Source organism: Shinella agrisoli (assembly GCF_046557955.1).
Lineage (GTDB): Bacteria > Pseudomonadota > Alphaproteobacteria > Rhizobiales > Rhizobiaceae > Shinella.
Genome location: NZ_JBJIEP010000015.1, coordinates 35,499 through 50,535, shown reverse-complemented (window position 1 = coordinate 50,535; position 15,037 = coordinate 35,499). Strand labels below are relative to the sequence as shown.

The window sequence follows — 15,037 nt, the reverse complement described above, 5'->3', positions numbered from 1 at the left end:
CTCCTCAAAAATCGATCGCGGCGTAGAACATGGCGAAGAGGCCGTCGACGAGGATGACGACGAAGATCGCCTTCACCACGGAGGCCGTGACGTGGCGGCCGAGCGATTCGGCGCTGCCGCCGACCTTCAGCCCCTCGACGGAAGCGACGATGCCGATGATCAGCGCCATGAACGGCGCCTTGATCATGCCGGAGACGACCGTGGACAGGTCGATCGCCTCGCGCAGGCGCGACTGGAAGGTCTCAAAGGTGATGCCGGAATAGGACCAGGCGACGAAGGCCGCGCCCGCGAGCGCCGCGAAATTGGCGATGATCGTCAGCAGGGGCAGCGCGACCGTCAGCGCCACAAGCCGCGGGAAGACCAGCACGCCGATGGGGCTGAGGCCCATGACCTTCAGCGCGTCGATCTCCTCGCGCATCTTCATCGAGCCGATCTCGGCGGTGATCGCGCTGCCGGAGCGGCCGGCGATCATGATGGCCGTGAGCAGCACGCCTACTTCGCGCAGCTGGAGGATGCCGACAAGGTCGACGACGAACACTTCCGCACCGAAGTAGCGCAGCTGGAAGGCGCCCTGCTGCGCGATGATCGCGCCGATGAGGAAGGACATCAGGAGGATGATCGGCACGGCGCGCACGCCCATGTGGTCGATCTGGTGCACGATCGCCGCCGGCGACACGCCGCTCTTGCGCCCGAGCTTCAGCTGCGCGCCGCGCACGGCCGAGCCGAGGATGAACATGGCCGCCACCGCATCGTCCCAGACATCGGCCATGACGCGGCCGATCGGCGCGAAGATGCGCTCGAACCGCGAACCCGGCGGCCCGTTCTCCTCGCGCGGCTCGGCGAGCTTGTCCGGCAGCGCGGTGATCAGGTCGGCATAGCGCCCCTCCTTGTCCGTGACGCTCACCTCGGCGCCGTTCGCCTGCCGCTCGGTGATGGCCCGGCGCAGCAGCCAGGCGCCCGCCGTATCCATCTCCGCGACGCCGCTGAGGTCGATCTCGAGGTCGCCGCCCTGCCCGCCGGCCATCTCGGCCAGCCGCCTGCTCGCGCCGACGGCGGTCGTGTTCACCCACTGGCCGGAAAGACGCCAAATCTCTCCGCCCTTGCCGGGCAGGCTCTCGGTCACGATCTCGGCTGTGGGGCTGGCGGCGGCGGTCAAGTCTCTTGCATCTTCCCGTGCTTGGGACAACATGCGCCTGTCTTACCGGCTTGCCGGCCTTCTGTCACCGAACGAACGGCCAAAAGCCGCTTCCCGCCTTGAAATTTTCAGGCCTCCCAGGATCGACCCCATGCGCCGCACCCTTCTCGCCGCCGCCGAAAGCTTCCCGATCGCCGGATCCTTCACCATTTCGCGCGGCGCGAAGACGACGGCGGAGGTATTGACCTGCACGATAACCGCGTCCGGCCTTGCCGGCCGCGGCGAATGCGTGCCCTACGCCCGCTACGGCGAATCGGTCGCCGGCGTGCTTGCCGCCATCGAGGACATGCGCGGCGCCGTCGAGGACGGCATCGGCCGCGAGGACCTTGCCCGGCGCATGCCCGCAGGCGCCGCGCGCAACGCCATCGACTGCGCGCTCTGGGACCTCGAGGCGAAGCTCTCCGGCGTGCCGACCTGGCAGGTCGTCAACACGGCGGCGCCGCGCAAGCTCGTCACCGCCTACACGCTCTCGCTCAGCGAGCCGGAGACGATGCGGCGCCAGGCGGCGGAACAGGCCTGGCGGCCGCTGCTGAAGGTCAAGGTCGGCACCGCGGACGATGCCGCGCGCATAAGGGCCGTGCGCGCCGGAGCGCCCGAAAGCGCCATCATCCTCGACGCCAACGAGGGCTGGACGCCGGAAAACCTCGTCCATCATTTCGCGGCCTGCGCCGAGGCGGGCATCGCCCTCGTCGAGCAGCCGCTTCCCGCCGGCAACGATTCGGCGCTGCGCGGTCACGCGCGCCCCATCCCCGTCTGCGCCGACGAGAGCGTGCATCGCACGGCGGATGTCGCAAAGCTCGTCGACCGCTACGACGCGATCAACATCAAGCTGGACAAGGCGGGCGGCCTGACGGAGGCGCTGGCGCTGCGTGAGGCGGCGCGCGAGCACGGCCTGAAGGTCATGGTCGGCTGCATGGTGGGAACCTCGCTCGGCATGGCGCCGGCGGTGCTTCTGGCGCAGGGCGCCGATTTCGTCGACCTCGACGGCCCGCTTCTGCTCGCCCGCGACCGGGAGCCGGGCCTCCATTACGAGGGTTCGGACGTCTACCCGCCGGAAGCGGCGCTCTGGGGCTGAACGGCGGCCTGCGGCGCGACGAACCGGCCGGCAACGACGAAGACGAGTCCGGCGGCGGCGATGGCCGACATCAGGTAGAATCCGTGGACGCCGTACCAGTTGAACGCATAGCCGGACAGGAAGGTGGCAACCGCCATGAAGATGCCGGTGTAGAAGAAATAGAGGCCCTGGGCCGCGGCCTCCTGCTCCTCCGCGACGCGCTCCACGAGGCGGCTCTGCACGCTGATGTGGAGGATCGCGAAGGTGAAGGCGTGCAGGCATTGCAGCACGAAATAGCCGGCAAAGCCCGTTTCCAGCGGAAAGGCCAGCCAGCGGCCCACGGCGACCAGCGAGCCGAAGATCATCATGGACCAGAGGTTGAAGCGCCGCCGCAGCCGAATCGCGAAGACGAAGAGAATCACCTCCGCGAGGACCCCGGCGCTCCAGAGGATGCCGATGGCCGTGCCGCTGAAGCCCATCTTCTGCCAGTAGATCACCGAGAAGGCATACAGCATCGCGTGGCTGGCATTGACCAGCGATACGCCGATCAGCATGAGCTGCACGTCGCGCTGCCGCAGCGTGGCTGCCGGCGCCGCCGCGATGGCCGCGATGGGCGACGGGCGGCGCGGCTTGCCGATCTTCGGCACGATGAGCGCGCCGAGCACGGTCAGCGCGAAGGCGGCGACCATCGTCGGCAGCACGATGGCCCCGCCATGAAGGCCGGCCAGCCATCCGCCGATCATGGTGGCGAGGATGAAGGCGAGCGACCCCCACAGCCGCATCCGGCCGTAATCGAAGTTCCAGCGGCGGACGCCGGAAAGCGCGATCGCGTCGGTGATCGGCACGTAGGGCGAATAGACCGCGCCCTGCAGCGTGTAGAGCAGCAGGATCGGCCAGAAGCCGCTCGCGCCGAAAAGGGCAAGCCCCGTCAGCAGCGATAGGATGCCCGACCAGAGCAGCACGATCGACCGCTCGCCGAGCCTGTCGGCCGCCATGCCCGCCACCGGCGCCGTGAAGACGCGCACGAACATCGGCACGGCCAGCACGATGCCGATCTGGAAATCGCTCATCGACAGGGTCTCGAGCCAGAGCGGAAAGAACGGCAGGGCGATGCCGTTGACCATCATCGGCGCGCAGAAAACGAGGGCGATGCGCGCGGCGAAGAACGGCGGCGCGCCGGCGGACACGGTAAACCCTGAAGGGGCGGTCATTGGCGGGGAACCCGGGTTGGAATGCCTTCCGCTGTACCACGCCGATGTACGTACGCCAATCCGCTATTTCTGCGGATGCGCTGCCCTTCCGGAGCGGCGATCGCACACCGCCGCCCTGCCCTTCCGCGGAGGCGTTTCCAGTCCCTAGGCGGCTTCGGCGCTGGCCGGCTCCATCGCCTCGATCGCCCGCATCTGGCGCGACACTGGCACCACTTCGGCCGCGGCCGCGAGCTTCTGCCAGGTGATGAGCTCCATCGTCCCGTCGTGATGCTCGGCGATCGCCGTGCAGCTTTCCACCCAGTCGCCGCTGTTGATGTAGCGTATGCCATCGATCTCGGTGATGACGGCATGGTGGATGTGGCCGCAGATGACCCCGTCGGCATCGTTCCGGCGCGCCTCCTCCGCGACGACCTTCTGGAATTCGCCGATGAAGTTCACGGCCGATTTCACCTGCTGCTTGGCCCAGGAGGAGAACGACCAGTACGGCAGGCCGAGCTTGCGGCGGATGGCGGCGAAGACGACGTTGATCGCGATGGCCGCGTCGTAGGCCCAGTCGCCGAGATAGGCGACGACGCGGGCGTGGCGCACGACGACGTCGAACTCGTCGCCGTGCAGCACGAGGTAGCGCCGCCCGTCCGCCGCCTCGTGGATGATGCGCTCGGCCACCTCGACGCCGCCGAAATGGGTGCCGGGGAAGTCGCGCAGGAATTCGTCGTGGTTGCCGGGGATGTAGATGATGCGCGTGCCCTTGCGCGCCTTGCGCAGCAGCTTCTGCGTCACGTCGTTGAAGGCCTGCGGCCAGTACCAGTTGCGCTTCAGCCGCCAGCCGTCGACGATGTCGCCGACGAGCACGATGGTCTCCGCTTCATGATGCCGCAGGAAGTCGATCAGGAAGTCCGCCTTGGCCGCCTTCGATCCGAGGTGCACGTCCGAGATGAAGAGCGTGCGGAAGTGGCGGATATTGGGGTCAACGGGGGTCGCGGTCATGCGTTTGTCTCCGGGTGGCCGGCCGCCGCGATCACCTCGTGACGGGCGGCTTTCGTCCCGTTGAAAACCAGAGTCCTGTTTCAGATTGATGACACACCTATGCATTTTTCGTCCGCAAATAGGCATTGCGCAGGCGGCTGATTGCGGCTTTATGGAAGGTTCCGGAAACTTCACGTCGCGGCGGTTTCGTGCCACGAAGAGCCGCGACGAAAACAGCATATGGCAGGAAGCATCATGAGCACGGGTGACAAACCGAGGACGCAGAACGGCCCCGCGAGCGGCGACATCGACCAGCAGGCCCTCTTCTTCCACCGTCATCCCCGTCCCGGCAAGCTCGAGATCAACCCCACCAAGCCGCTCGGCAACCAGCGCGACCTGGCGCTCGCCTATTCGCCCGGCGTCGCCGCGCCGTGTCTTGCCATCCGCGACGACCCGAACACGGCCGCCGACTACACGGCCCGCTCGAACCTCGTCGCCGTCGTCTCCAACGGCACGGCCGTCCTCGGCCTCGGCAATATCGGGCCCCTGGCCTCCAAGCCCGTGATGGAGGGCAAGGCCGTCCTCTTCAAGAAGTTCGCCGGCATCGACGTCTTCGACATCGAGATCGACGCGCCGACCGTCGACGGGATGGTCGGCGTCATATCCGCGCTGGAGCCGACCTTCGGCGGCATCAACCTGGAGGACATCAAGGCGCCCGAATGCTTCGAGGTGGAGCGCCAGCTGCGCGAGAAGATGGACATTCCCGTCTTCCACGACGACCAGCACGGCACCGCGATCATCGTCGCCGCCGCGGTGCTGAACGGCCTGGAGCTCGCCGGCAAGGCGCTCGCCGACGCCAAGATCGTCGCCTCCGGCGCCGGCGCGGCGGCGCTCGCCTGCCTCAACCAGCTTGTCGTCCTCGGCGCCAGGGTGGAGAACATCTGGGTGCACGACATCGAAGGCCTCGTCTACAAGGGCCGCGAAGCGCTGATGGACCAGTGGAAGGCCGTCTACGCCCAGGAGACCGACAAGCGCCAGCTTTCCGAAACCATCGACGGCGCGGACGTCTTCCTCGGGCTTTCGGCCGCCGGCGTTCTGAAGCCCGAACTCCTCGCCCGCATGGCGGAAAAGCCGCTGATCATGGCGCTCGCCAACCCGACGCCGGAGATCATGCCGGAAGAGGCGCGCGCCGCGCGGCCGGACGCCATGATTTGCACCGGCCGCTCGGATTTCCCCAACCAGGTCAACAACGTCATCTGCTTCCCCTACATCTTCCGCGGCGCGCTCGACTGCGGCGCCCGCACCATCAACGAGGAGATGAAGATGGCGGCGGTCAGGGCGATCGCCGGCCTCGCCCGCGAGGAGGTCTCCGACGTCGCCGCGCGCGCCTATTCCGGCGACACGCCGAGCTTCGGGCCGAACTACCTGATCCCCTCGCCCTTCGACCAGCGCCTCATCCTGCGCATCGCGCCGGCCGTGGCCCGCGCGGCGGCCGAAACCGGCGTCGCCTCGCGCCCGATCACCGATTTCGACGCCTATCTCGACCAGCTCAACCGCTTCGTCTGGCGCTCCGGCTTCATCATGAAGCCGATCTTCGCCGCCGCGAAGAAGGCGGAGAAGAAGCGCGTTATCTTCGCCGAAGGCGAGGACGAGCGCGTGCTGCGCGCCGCCCAGGTGCTACTGGAGGAGGAGATCGCCAGGCCGATCCTGATCGGCCGCCCGCAGATCATCGAGACGCGCCTCAAGCGCTACGGCCTGCGCGTGCGCCCGCACACCGACTTCGAGGTGGTGAACCCGGAAGACGATCCGCGCTACCGCGACTATGTGGACGACTACTTCCGCATCGTCGGCCGCAAAGGCGTGATCCCGGAAGCCGCCCGCACCATCGTGCGCACGAACCAGACGGTCATCGGCGCGCTCGCCGTCAAGCGCGGCGAGGCCGATGCGCTGATCTGCGGCGTGGAAGGCCGCTATGCCAAGCACCTTCGCGACGTCAGCCAGATCATCGGCAAGAAGGAGGGCGTGCTCGATTTCTCCGCGCTCAGCCTGCTGATCTCGCAGCGCGGCGCCACCTTCTTCACCGATACCTACGTGACGATGGAGCCGACGGCCGAGGAGGTCGCGCAGATGACCATCATGGCGGCGCAGGAAATCCGCCGCTTCGGCATCACGCCGCGCGCCGCCCTCGTCTCGCATTCCAACTTCGGCTCGCGCGATTCGGAAAGCGCCTTCAAGATGCGCAAGGCGATGGAGATGGTGCGCGACATGGATCCGGACCTCGAGGCGGACGGCGAAATGCACGGCGATGCCGCCATTTCCGAGGCGCTGCGCCAGCGCGTCATGCCGGATTCGACCCTGACGGGCGAGGCGAACCTGCTGGTCTTCCCGAACCTCGACGCCGCCAACATCACGCTCGGCGTGGTGAAGACCATGACGGACAGCCTGCATGTCGGGCCGATCCTGCTCGGCGCCGCCATGCCCGCCCACATCCTGTCGCCGTCCGTCACCTCGCGCGGCGTGGTCAACATGGCGGCGCTCGCCGTCGTGGAGGCGTCCAACCCGGCCTGACCCGCGCCATCCGCCTTATGAAGCGGCCGCCGCTCCGGCGGCCGTTCTCGTTCAAAGCTCCAGCCGGCGCGTGATGCCGATCGCCGCCAGGAACGGCTCGTCGTGGCTGGCGACGAGGAGCGCGCCGTCATAGGCCCGCAAGCCCGCCTCCACCGCCTCTATGGAGGCGATGTCGAGATGGTTCGTCGGCTCGTCGAGGATGAGAAGCGCCGGCGGCCTGGGGCCGCCGAGCACGCAGGCAAGCCCGGCGCGCAGGAGCTGCCCGCCGCTGAGGCTGCCGGCGGCCTGCAAGGCGGCGTCCGCGCGGAACATGAAGCGCGCCAGCGCCGCACGGCAGGCGTTTTCGTCCGCCTCCGGGTTGATCCGCAGGAAGTTGTCGCGGATCGGCAGCAAGGGGTCGAGCAGGCTCACGCGCTGGTCGAGCATGGCGACGTCGGTGAAGCGCCGCACGCTTCCCTGCCAGGGTCGAAGCCGGCCGGTGACGAGCGCCAGGAACGTCGTCTTGCCCGAACCGTTCGGCCCCGTCACCGCCACGCGCTCCGGCCCGGTCATGGCGAAGGAAAGATCGCGGATCACGGGCCGCGCCGGCAGGTGGCCGGCCGTAACGCCGTCCATCCTCAGCACCATCCGGCTTTCGGGAAGATGCGTCGGCGGCACCGTGACGGTCAGCGGCTGGAGGATCTCGATGCGCTCGCGGGCCGCCGAGACCGCTTCGGCCGCCTTGGCTTGCCGGCTTTCGGCGAGCCGCGCATGGGCGCCTCCCGTCAGCTCGCTTCGCTCCTTCATCGCGCCGAGCACGATGCGCGGAATGTCGCCCCGCGCCTTCCTGCGACGCCCCGCACCGTCCTTGCGCGCCTTGCGCTCCGCGATGGTCTGCATGGTGCGCGCCACGTCCGCCGCCTGCTTTTCCGCGTCCGCGAGGTCCCGGTGCGCGGCCGCGAGCTCCAGCGCCTTGCGCTCGCGATAGGCGCTCCAGCTGCCGCCGTAGCGCGCCGCGCCGAGCGTCGTCAGCTCGACGATGGCGTCCATGGTCTCGAGCAGTTCGCGGTCGTGGCTGACGACGATCGCGCCGGCCCGCCAGCCGGCCAGCATGTCGACGACGGCGCGCCGCCCGTCCCTGTCGAGATTGTTCGTCGGCTCGTCGAGCAGCAGGAAGTCCGGTTCGCGGAAGACGAGCGCGGCCAGCGCCGCGCGCGTATGCTGGCCGCCGGAAAGAGCGGCAAGCCGCGTGTCCGGCTCCGCCTCCAGCCCGACGCGGGCGAGCGCGGCGGTAAGCCGCGTCTCCAGCGTCCAGTCGGCCTCGGCAAGGTCGTCCGCCTCCGCCTCGCCCCGCTCGGCCCGGCGAAGAAGATCGAGCGCCTTCCCGACGCCGAACAGGCCGGCGACGGTTTCCTCCGGCGCAACCTGCACGCTCTGGCGCAGGAAGCCGAGCGTCCCGTCGACCGTGACGGCGCCGGCCTGCGGGATGAGATCGCCGGTCATGAGCCTCAGCAGCGTCGTCTTGCCGACGCCGTTGCGGCCGACGAGGCCGGCGCGCTCCGACCCGAAGGTCAGGTCGATATCGGAAAGGAGCGTGTGTCCGTCAGGCGTGGACCACGTGATTTTGGAAAGCGTGATGGAATGCGGCATGGATACGGATTTCCCCGATGGCAAAGCGAAGTCGGTTTGCGGTCGGGTCGAAATCCATGGTGCACCATCCGGTCGGCGTTGACGACGGCCGGTATCTAGAGCCGAATGGTGGCCCTTGCAAGGCAAGCGGTGCCGCCGCCGTTAATCACAAATGCGGGAGGACGTTGCGCGCGCCCCCGCACGACCTATGATAGGGGCCGATCGGATCGGCTGCGCCGGCCGGCAGCACCAGGCGTTCAGGGATCGGGAATTGAAGGGACGCGCTCGTCTTCTCCTTGCCATTGCAACCGGCCTGCCGCTTCTTCTGTCGGGCGGCACGGCGGCGGCGGATGTGTGCGGGCGCATCCGGGCCGAGCTTGCGAACATGCCGAAGGTCCTCGTCGACACGGCGAGCGCGCGCAAATATGCCGGCGCCATCACCCGCCAGAACATCCAGCTGCGCAAGGCGAAGAGCGACCAGCGCCGCCTCGGCTGCTCGTCGGGCAGCATCGTCGTCATCGGCGGCGCGAATGCGAAGGCCTGCGCCACGCTCGCGTCCGTCATCGGCAAGATGGAGCGCAACCTCCAGATTCTCGACAAGAAGCGCCGCGAATTTTCCGGCGGCGGCGCCTCGCAAGGCAGGCGCAACGTGCTGAAAGCGTCGCTGGAGACGAACGGCTGCAACGGCAAGCCGAAGGTGACGCCGGTCGCCGCGACGGAGACGCTGCGGACGATCGACGAGACGCGCACCCTGCCGCTCGGCACGGCGCCGGAGGGCAGCGAGCGGCTGCAGCTGCGCTCCCTCGGCGGCAGTTCCGGCCATGGGAACCTGCGCACCGTCTGCGTGCGCACCTGCGACGGCGGCTTCTTCCCGATCTCCTCCGGCGCCACGCCGCTCGATTTCCGCCGCGACCAGAAGGTTTGCGCGATGATGTGCCCGCAAACCGAGACGGAGCTCTTCTACCAGTCGATGACGAACGGTGAGGAGACCGAGCAGATGACCTCGACGGTCACCGGCCGCCCCTATTACGAACTGCCGAACGCCTTCTCATACCGCACGCGCGATCTCTCCAAGCCGGGATCCTGCGGCTGCAATCTCGCCGCCTACCATCAGGAAATGATCAAGCGCGGGAAGGCGGCGAAAGGCGATGGCACGCAGACCGCCAGCACGGGCGGGGCCGGCGCCGAGCAGAGCGGTTCGATCACCACCATCCGCACCTTGCCGAAGAAGGAGGAAGCCGCGGCCGGGACACCGGCGAGGGTCGAGGAACGCGTCTACGATCCGTCGACGAGCAAGGTGCGTACGGTCGGCCCGGTCTTCCTGCCGGAAAACTCCACCGCCATCGATCTCGGCCGTCCGGCCGATGCCGGCGTCGACTGACGTCCGCTCCGCCGTCCGGCCAGCGCTCCTCGAACACGAGGTCCTCCAGCGGCAGGCGCTGCCGCCATCCCTTCACGGCAAGCTCCGGCTCCGCGTAGAGCCGGTCCACGAAACCGACGCAGAGCCAGGCGACGATCTCGACATGCTCAGGAATGCCGAGGATCTGCCGGATGTCGCTGTCGTGGAAGATGCTGACCCAGCCGACGCCGACCCCTTCAGCCCGCGCGGCGAGCCACAGGTTCTGCACGGCGCAGACCGTGGAATAGACGTCCATGCGCGGATTGTGCGTGCGTCCCAGCACCACCTTGCCGCCGCGCGTCGGATCGCAGGTCACGCAGATGGAAAGCGGCGCCTTCAGGATGCCTTCGAGCTTCAGCGCCCGGTACTGCGCCTGCCGCCCGCCCTCGAACATCGCCGCCGCCTCGGCATTGGCCTTGAGGAAGGCCGCATGCACGGCGCGCCGCGTCGCCTCGCTGCGCACGATGAGGAAATTCCACGGCTGCATGAAGCCCACCGAAGGCGCGCTGTGCGCGGCATGCAGCAGGCGGCGGACGAGGTCGTCCGGCAGAGGATCGGCCAGAAACTCGTCGCGCACGTCGCGGCGCGTTTCGATGGCGCGGTAGACGGCCTGCCTGTCCGCGTGCGGAAAGGCGCCCGCCCGGACCAGATGGTCCCAGGGTTCGGTTCGCATCGTCATCTCCCCAACAATGCGCACAACCTGCCGCCGTCCGCGCGGTCCGGTCTATCTCGCCAGGCCGGTCTTCTGACTTCGGTTCCCGCAGCGAGCGCCTGCCTTCCCGGTTGAAAAGCCAGTGGCAAAAGCTTGAATCGATTCAAGCTTTGCGGCGCACGTCATCCCCGTCACAGCGTTGGGCACGTTCCGGACCTGGGGTCTGCCCCGCACCGGATTCCCGATTCTCCCGCAAAGCGGGCACCTGACGGAAGGGATATGCGCACGGCTTTCGCGCGCGAGCAAGCCCGGCCGCACCGCACGCCTGTCCGAAAACGCCTCAGAGCGGCGCGGCCGGATGGGGCGAAGCGTCGTAGGCACCCCAGATCGACTGGTCGAAACAGATGACCGAGCCCGTCATCAGGCCGGACTCCTCCGAGGAAAGATAGGCGCAGGCGCGCGCCACCTCCGCCGGATCGACCAGGCGCCCGAAGGGCTGCGCCGCCGCCGCCTTCGCCAGCCAGTCGTCGGCCGCACCGTGGTATTCGCGCTGGATGCGGTCCTCGCCTTCCGAGGCCATCCAGCCGATATTGAGGCCGTTGACGCGGATGCGGTTGCGCAGGACCGCATAGGCCGTGTTCCTGGTCAGCGTCTCCAGCGCGCCCTTGGAGGCGCAATAGGCGGCGATGAACGGCTGGCCGGCCCTGGCCGACATCGAGCCGATATTGACGATCGTGCCTTCTATCCTCTCCCGCCGCATCACCCTGATCGCCTCCTGCATCAGGAAGAACGGCGCACGCACGTTGACCGCGAACATCCGGTCGAAGAGCTCCGGGCTCGTGTCGAGGATCGTGCCGCGGTCGGTGATGGCCGCGGCGTTCACCAGCGCGTCCACGCGGCCGAAGGCGTTGTCGGCGGCGGCGATCACCGCCCGCGCGTCCTCGACCCTTTCGAGGTCCGCCCGCACATAGACCGTCTTCACGCCCGTCCCGTCGTAGATCTCGGCGGCCTTCGCCTCGCCCTTTCCGGCGTTGCGGCCGCAGATGACGAGGCCCGCCGCGCCGCGCTCGGCAAACAGCCGGGCGATCGTTGCGCCCAGCCCCTGCGTTCCTCCCGTCACGACGGCGATCCTGCCGTCCAGCCGTGCACCGTTGCTCATCGCATTCCTCCCTCCATAAAGCGGTTCGGGCCCCTCCGAGCTTCGGAGGAGCCTTCGATCCGGATGATTCGATTTGTCAGCTCACGCGCCTTTCGGACTGTTCCTGAAGCGCTTTTTCGAATTTTTCCGCCTCCCAGCCTTCGGCCAGCGCTTCGCGCATCAATGCCGCCTGGGTCTTCGGCGCCAGGCCGCCGATCGGAGGATCGCGGTCGAGATTGGTCGGGAAGGAATAGCCTTCCGCCGTGCTGGCGATCGCGTTCTCCGCCTCCGCGTCGCTGATCGCGCCGGCATCGCGCAACGCCTTCAGCGCCGGATAGAGCGCCGCCGACATGCGCTGCCGGTTCACCGTCTCCATGGCGCGCCCGAAGGCGGAGGAGACCTGGAGCAGGTTCGCGACGCGCCGGATGTCGGCGGAACTGTTCGTGCCCGCGGCGTGGAAGAGCGCCGGGTTGAAGAACACGGCGTCGCCCTTTTCCAGCGGCAGCTGGACATGATGCGCGTCGAAATAGTCGCGGAATTCCGGCCGCTTCAGCGCGAGGTAGCCGGGCTCGTAGGTCTGGCTGAACGGCAGGAAGAGCGTCGGCCCGCTTTCAAGCGGCATGTCGCAGTGGGCGACGGCTCCCTGCAGGGTAAGCACCGGCGAAAGGCGGTGCACATGGGCCGGGAAGCGCTCGATCTCCGCCTGCGTCTGGAAGCCGAGATGGTAGTCGCGGTGCGCCGATTGCGCCGCCCCGCCCGGGTTGACCCGGTTGACCTGCGCCGTCATCTGATAGTGCGGGCCGAGCCAGGCCTCGCTGACCAGCGCGACGACGGCGTTGCCGTAGTACCGGGCAAAGTTCTGCGGATCGGCGAGGCAATGCTTCTCCAGCGAGTTCCAGATGCGGTCGTTCGCGCCGGGCTTGGCGAAATGGTCGCCGCCGCCGGTGTTTTCGCGGCGCTGCGCCTCGATGATCGCATCGAAGATGGCCGAAGCCCGGTCGATGACGGAAAGATCCGCATAGGCCTGCTTGAAGACGATCACGCCCGGACCGTCGGCAAAGGCATCGCAGATTTCCGAAAGGATCGCCCGGCGGCTGTCCCGGCCGGCGGCGGCCGCGGCAACGACGGCCTCGGAATCGTAGATCAGCACGTTCTTCTCGACCGAAGCCGCGTTCGGATAATCGGAAAGCGAGGTCGTGCGCTGCACCTCGGTCGCGAAATCGGCGATGTCGCAGGCCTCGACGCTCAGGAACACGCGGTCGCCGCGCAGTTTCGCAAGATTGTCGGTCTTCATGGGGTTCCTCCTCCCGGATCGAATGAAGGAACTATACGGCAGGGCACGATCCGAGGTAGATCGGGAAACCATCAAAAAACCATCAGAAGCACCATGGCCCATCCCTTCCTCGTCAAGGACATCGCCTTCCAGGCCGGCCTCAGCACCGCGACGGTCGACCGCGTGCTGAACGGCCGGCCGGGCGTGCGCCGGCAGACCGCCGCCCGCGTGCGCGCCGCCGTCGAGGAGCTGGAGCGCCTCCAGGAGGCCGGCCACGAAAGCCCTGCCCGCGTCCACGCCATCGACGTGGTGATGGAGGCGCCGGACCGCTTCACCAGCGCCGTGCGGCGCGCCTTCGAAAGCGAGGCCGGGGCCTTCGGCACCACCGTCTTCCGCGCCCGCTTCCATTTCGCCGAGGTCATCCGTCCCGCGGACATGGCGCAGGTCCTCGACCGCATCCGGCTGCGCGGCACCGACGGCGTCGTGCTCAAGGCGCCGGACGTGCCCGAGGTGGCGGGCGCCGTCGAACGGCTGGAGGCGGCGCGCATCCCGGTCGTGACGCTGGTGACGGACCTGCCGAACACGCCGCGCGCCGCCTATGCCGGCGCGGACAACCGGGCGGCGGGGGAAACCGCGGCCTATCTCGTCGGCGAGCGGCTGAGGGGCGAGACCCTGCGCATCCTCGTCACGCTCAGCTCCAACCGCTTCCGCGGCGAGGAGGAGCGCGAGATCGGTTTTCGCCGGCTGATGCGCGAGCGCTATCCGGAGATCGGCATCGTCGAGGTCAGCGAAGGGTTCGGCCGCGACGCTGCGACGGGCGCGCTCGTTGCCGCCGCCCTCGCGCGGCATCCCGACATAGCCGGCGTCTATTCGATCGGCGGCGGCAACCAGGCCGTGCTTTCGGCCTTCGAGGTTGCCGGCCGGCCGTGCCGCGTCTATGTCGCGCACGACCTCGACGCGGAGAACCTCGACCTGCTGAGAAGCGGGAAGCTCTCCTTCGTGCTGCACCACGACCTGCGGACGGACGTGCGGCAGGTGTTTCGCGCCATGCTCGCCCGCAAGCGCCCACGGGCCGCCGCCAGCCCCGCGCGGCTTTCCGCCGTGGAGGTGATAACGCCCTTCAACATTCCGGCCGATTTCCTGCGTTAGGCGGCCGGCGCATAGCGCACGAAGGCGAATTCCGTCCCGTCCGGCGACCAGTTCGGCACGTTCATCGTGCCCTGCCCGCCGAAAAGGCCGAAGAGAATCCGCGCGTTGCCGCCGTCGACGTCCATCAGCCGCAGCCGCACATCGAGGTCGCGCGGATGATCGACGACGTCGCCGTCATAGGAGAGGACGAGAAGGTGCCTTCCGTCCGGCGAGGGATGCGGGAACCAGTCGCCATAGGGGCTGTCGGTGATGCGCGTCGGTGCGCTGCCGTCCGGCCGCACCCGCCAGATCTGCATGCGGCCGGTGCGGCTGGAGTTGAAATAGATCCATCCGCCGTCCGCCGAATAATCCGGCCCGTCGTTGCGCCCCTCGCCGAAGGTCAGCCGCCGTTCCGCGCCGCCCGCGACCGGGATCGTGAAGATGTCGAAGAGGTCGTCGCGGATGCCGCAATAGGCGAGCGTTCCGCCATCCGGCGACCAGCCGTGCCAGTAGGACGGCAGGTTCGGCGTCACCAGCCGCGGCGTGCCGCCTTCGGCGGGCAGCACGTAGACCGCCGACTTGCCGAACTCCGCCTTGTCGCTGATCGCCAGCAGGCTGCCGTCCGGCGAGAGCCCGTGGTCGTTGTTGCAGCGCGTGGCAAAGCCCGTGTCGATCCGCACCGGCCCGCCGCCGTTAAGCGCAAGGCGATAGATGAGCCCGTCGCCGTTGACGATCAGGAACCGCCCGTCCCGCGAGAAATTCGGCGCCTCGACCAGCCGCTCCGTCTGCCACACGACCCGCGTCTTGCCGGTCGCGATGTTGTGGATTTCGACCGAGCTGCGCAT

General features: G+C 68.3%; 11 protein-coding genes, 1 pseudogene and 1 riboswitch. Of the genes and pseudogenes, 4 read left to right on the top strand and 8 right to left on the bottom strand.

Annotated elements, in window-relative coordinates; all coding sequences use genetic code 11:
- Positions 1–4 precede the first annotated feature (4 nt).
- A complete protein-coding gene (locus ACIIOY_RS16535; RefSeq protein ID WP_411035775.1) occupies positions 5–1,156 on the bottom strand; it encodes an ABC transporter permease in 1,152 nt (383 codons plus the stop codon).
- 130 nt (positions 1,157–1,286) lie between these two features.
- Here ACIIOY_RS16535 and dgcA point away from each other — a divergent pair, with 130 nt between their 5' ends.
- Complete coding sequence (dgcA, locus tag ACIIOY_RS16530) at positions 1,287–2,270, top strand: N-acetyl-D-Glu racemase DgcA (RefSeq protein ID WP_411035774.1); 984 nt, start codon at positions 1,287–1,289, stop codon at positions 2,268–2,270.
- On the opposite strand, the gene ACIIOY_RS16525 is transcribed toward dgcA, so the two are convergent.
- Positions 2,240–3,460, bottom strand: a complete 1,221-nt coding sequence (locus tag ACIIOY_RS16525) for an MFS transporter (protein ID WP_411035773.1) — start codon at positions 3,458–3,460, stop codon at positions 2,240–2,242. The two genes, dgcA and ACIIOY_RS16525, sit on opposite strands and share 31 nt — an antisense overlap.
- A gap of 144 nt (positions 3,461–3,604) precedes the next feature.
- Positions 3,605–4,447, bottom strand: coding sequence for a UDP-2,3-diacylglucosamine diphosphatase (locus ACIIOY_RS16520; protein WP_411035772.1), 843 nt, complete (start codon positions 4,445–4,447; stop codon positions 3,605–3,607).
- A 234-nt stretch (positions 4,448–4,681) separates the two neighbouring features.
- Here ACIIOY_RS16520 and ACIIOY_RS16515 point away from each other — a divergent pair, with 234 nt between their 5' ends.
- Positions 4,682–6,994: an NADP-dependent malic enzyme gene (locus tag ACIIOY_RS16515; RefSeq protein ID WP_411035771.1), complete on the top strand. Its 2,313-nt coding sequence runs from the start codon at positions 4,682–4,684 to the stop codon at positions 6,992–6,994.
- Between the two features lie 51 nt (positions 6,995–7,045).
- On the opposite strand, the gene ACIIOY_RS16510 is transcribed toward ACIIOY_RS16515, so the two are convergent.
- A complete protein-coding gene (locus tag ACIIOY_RS16510; RefSeq protein ID WP_411035770.1) occupies positions 7,046–8,623 on the bottom strand; it encodes an ABC-F family ATP-binding cassette domain-containing protein in 1,578 nt (525 codons plus the stop codon).
- 250 nt (positions 8,624–8,873) lie between these two features.
- Here ACIIOY_RS16510 and ACIIOY_RS16505 point away from each other — a divergent pair, with 250 nt between their 5' ends.
- On the top strand, positions 8,874–9,983 hold the full coding sequence (locus ACIIOY_RS16505) for a DUF2865 domain-containing protein (RefSeq protein WP_411035769.1): 1,110 nt from the start codon (positions 8,874–8,876) through the stop codon (positions 9,981–9,983).
- A gap of 19 nt (positions 9,984–10,002) precedes the next feature.
- On the opposite strand, the pseudogene bluB reads toward ACIIOY_RS16505, so the two are convergent.
- The 3 genes and pseudogenes from bluB to ACIIOY_RS16490 all read right to left on the bottom strand — a co-directional run.
- Positions 10,003–10,674 (bottom strand): annotated as a pseudogene (gene bluB, locus ACIIOY_RS16500) (5,6-dimethylbenzimidazole synthase); the annotation flags it as partial.
- Between the two features lie 45 nt (positions 10,675–10,719).
- Positions 10,720–10,937, bottom strand: a riboswitch (cobalamin riboswitch).
- Between the two features lie 56 nt (positions 10,938–10,993).
- Positions 10,994–11,812: an SDR family oxidoreductase gene (locus tag ACIIOY_RS16495; RefSeq protein ID WP_411035768.1), complete on the bottom strand. Its 819-nt coding sequence runs from the start codon at positions 11,810–11,812 to the stop codon at positions 10,994–10,996.
- A 76-nt stretch (positions 11,813–11,888) separates the two neighbouring features.
- Complete coding sequence (locus ACIIOY_RS16490) at positions 11,889–13,085, bottom strand: phytanoyl-CoA dioxygenase family protein (protein ID WP_411035767.1); 1,197 nt, start codon at positions 13,083–13,085, stop codon at positions 11,889–11,891.
- 93 nt (positions 13,086–13,178) lie between these two features.
- On the opposite strand from ACIIOY_RS16490, the gene ACIIOY_RS16485 reads away from it, so the two are divergent.
- Complete coding sequence (locus ACIIOY_RS16485) at positions 13,179–14,213, top strand: LacI family DNA-binding transcriptional regulator (RefSeq protein WP_411035766.1); 1,035 nt, start codon at positions 13,179–13,181, stop codon at positions 14,211–14,213.
- On the opposite strand, the gene ACIIOY_RS16480 is transcribed toward ACIIOY_RS16485, so the two are convergent.
- Positions 14,210–15,037, bottom strand: a complete 828-nt coding sequence (locus ACIIOY_RS16480) for a TolB family protein (RefSeq protein ID WP_411035765.1) — start codon at positions 15,035–15,037, stop codon at positions 14,210–14,212. The two genes, ACIIOY_RS16485 and ACIIOY_RS16480, sit on opposite strands and share 4 nt — an antisense overlap.

Excerpts from the sequence above, each read along its gene's own strand:
- ACIIOY_RS16485 (WP_411035766.1), top strand. The coding sequence starts at position 13,179 with ATGGCCCATCCCTTCCTCGTCAAGGACATCGCCTTCCAGGCCGGCCTC.
- dgcA (WP_411035774.1), top strand. The coding sequence starts at position 1,287 with ATGCGCCGCACCCTTCTCGCCGCCGCCGAAAGCTTCCCGATCGCCGGA.
- ACIIOY_RS16495 (WP_411035768.1), bottom strand. The coding sequence starts at position 11,812 with ATGAGCAACGGTGCACGGCTGGACGGCAGGATCGCCGTCGTGACGGGA.
- ACIIOY_RS16480 (WP_411035765.1), bottom strand. The coding sequence starts at position 15,037 with ATGCGCAGCTCGGTCGAAATCCACAACATCGCGACCGGCAAGACGCGG.
- ACIIOY_RS16490 (WP_411035767.1), bottom strand. The coding sequence starts at position 13,085 with ATGAAGACCGACAATCTTGCGAAACTGCGCGGCGACCGCGTGTTCCTG.
- ACIIOY_RS16525 (WP_411035773.1), bottom strand. The coding sequence starts at position 3,460 with ATGACCGCCCCTTCAGGGTTTACCGTGTCCGCCGGCGCGCCGCCGTTC.
- ACIIOY_RS16520 (WP_411035772.1), bottom strand. The coding sequence starts at position 4,447 with ATGACCGCGACCCCCGTTGACCCCAATATCCGCCACTTCCGCACGCTC.
- ACIIOY_RS16510 (WP_411035770.1), bottom strand. The coding sequence starts at position 8,623 with ATGCCGCATTCCATCACGCTTTCCAAAATCACGTGGTCCACGCCTGAC.
- ACIIOY_RS16515 (WP_411035771.1), top strand. The coding sequence starts at position 4,682 with ATGAGCACGGGTGACAAACCGAGGACGCAGAACGGCCCCGCGAGCGGC.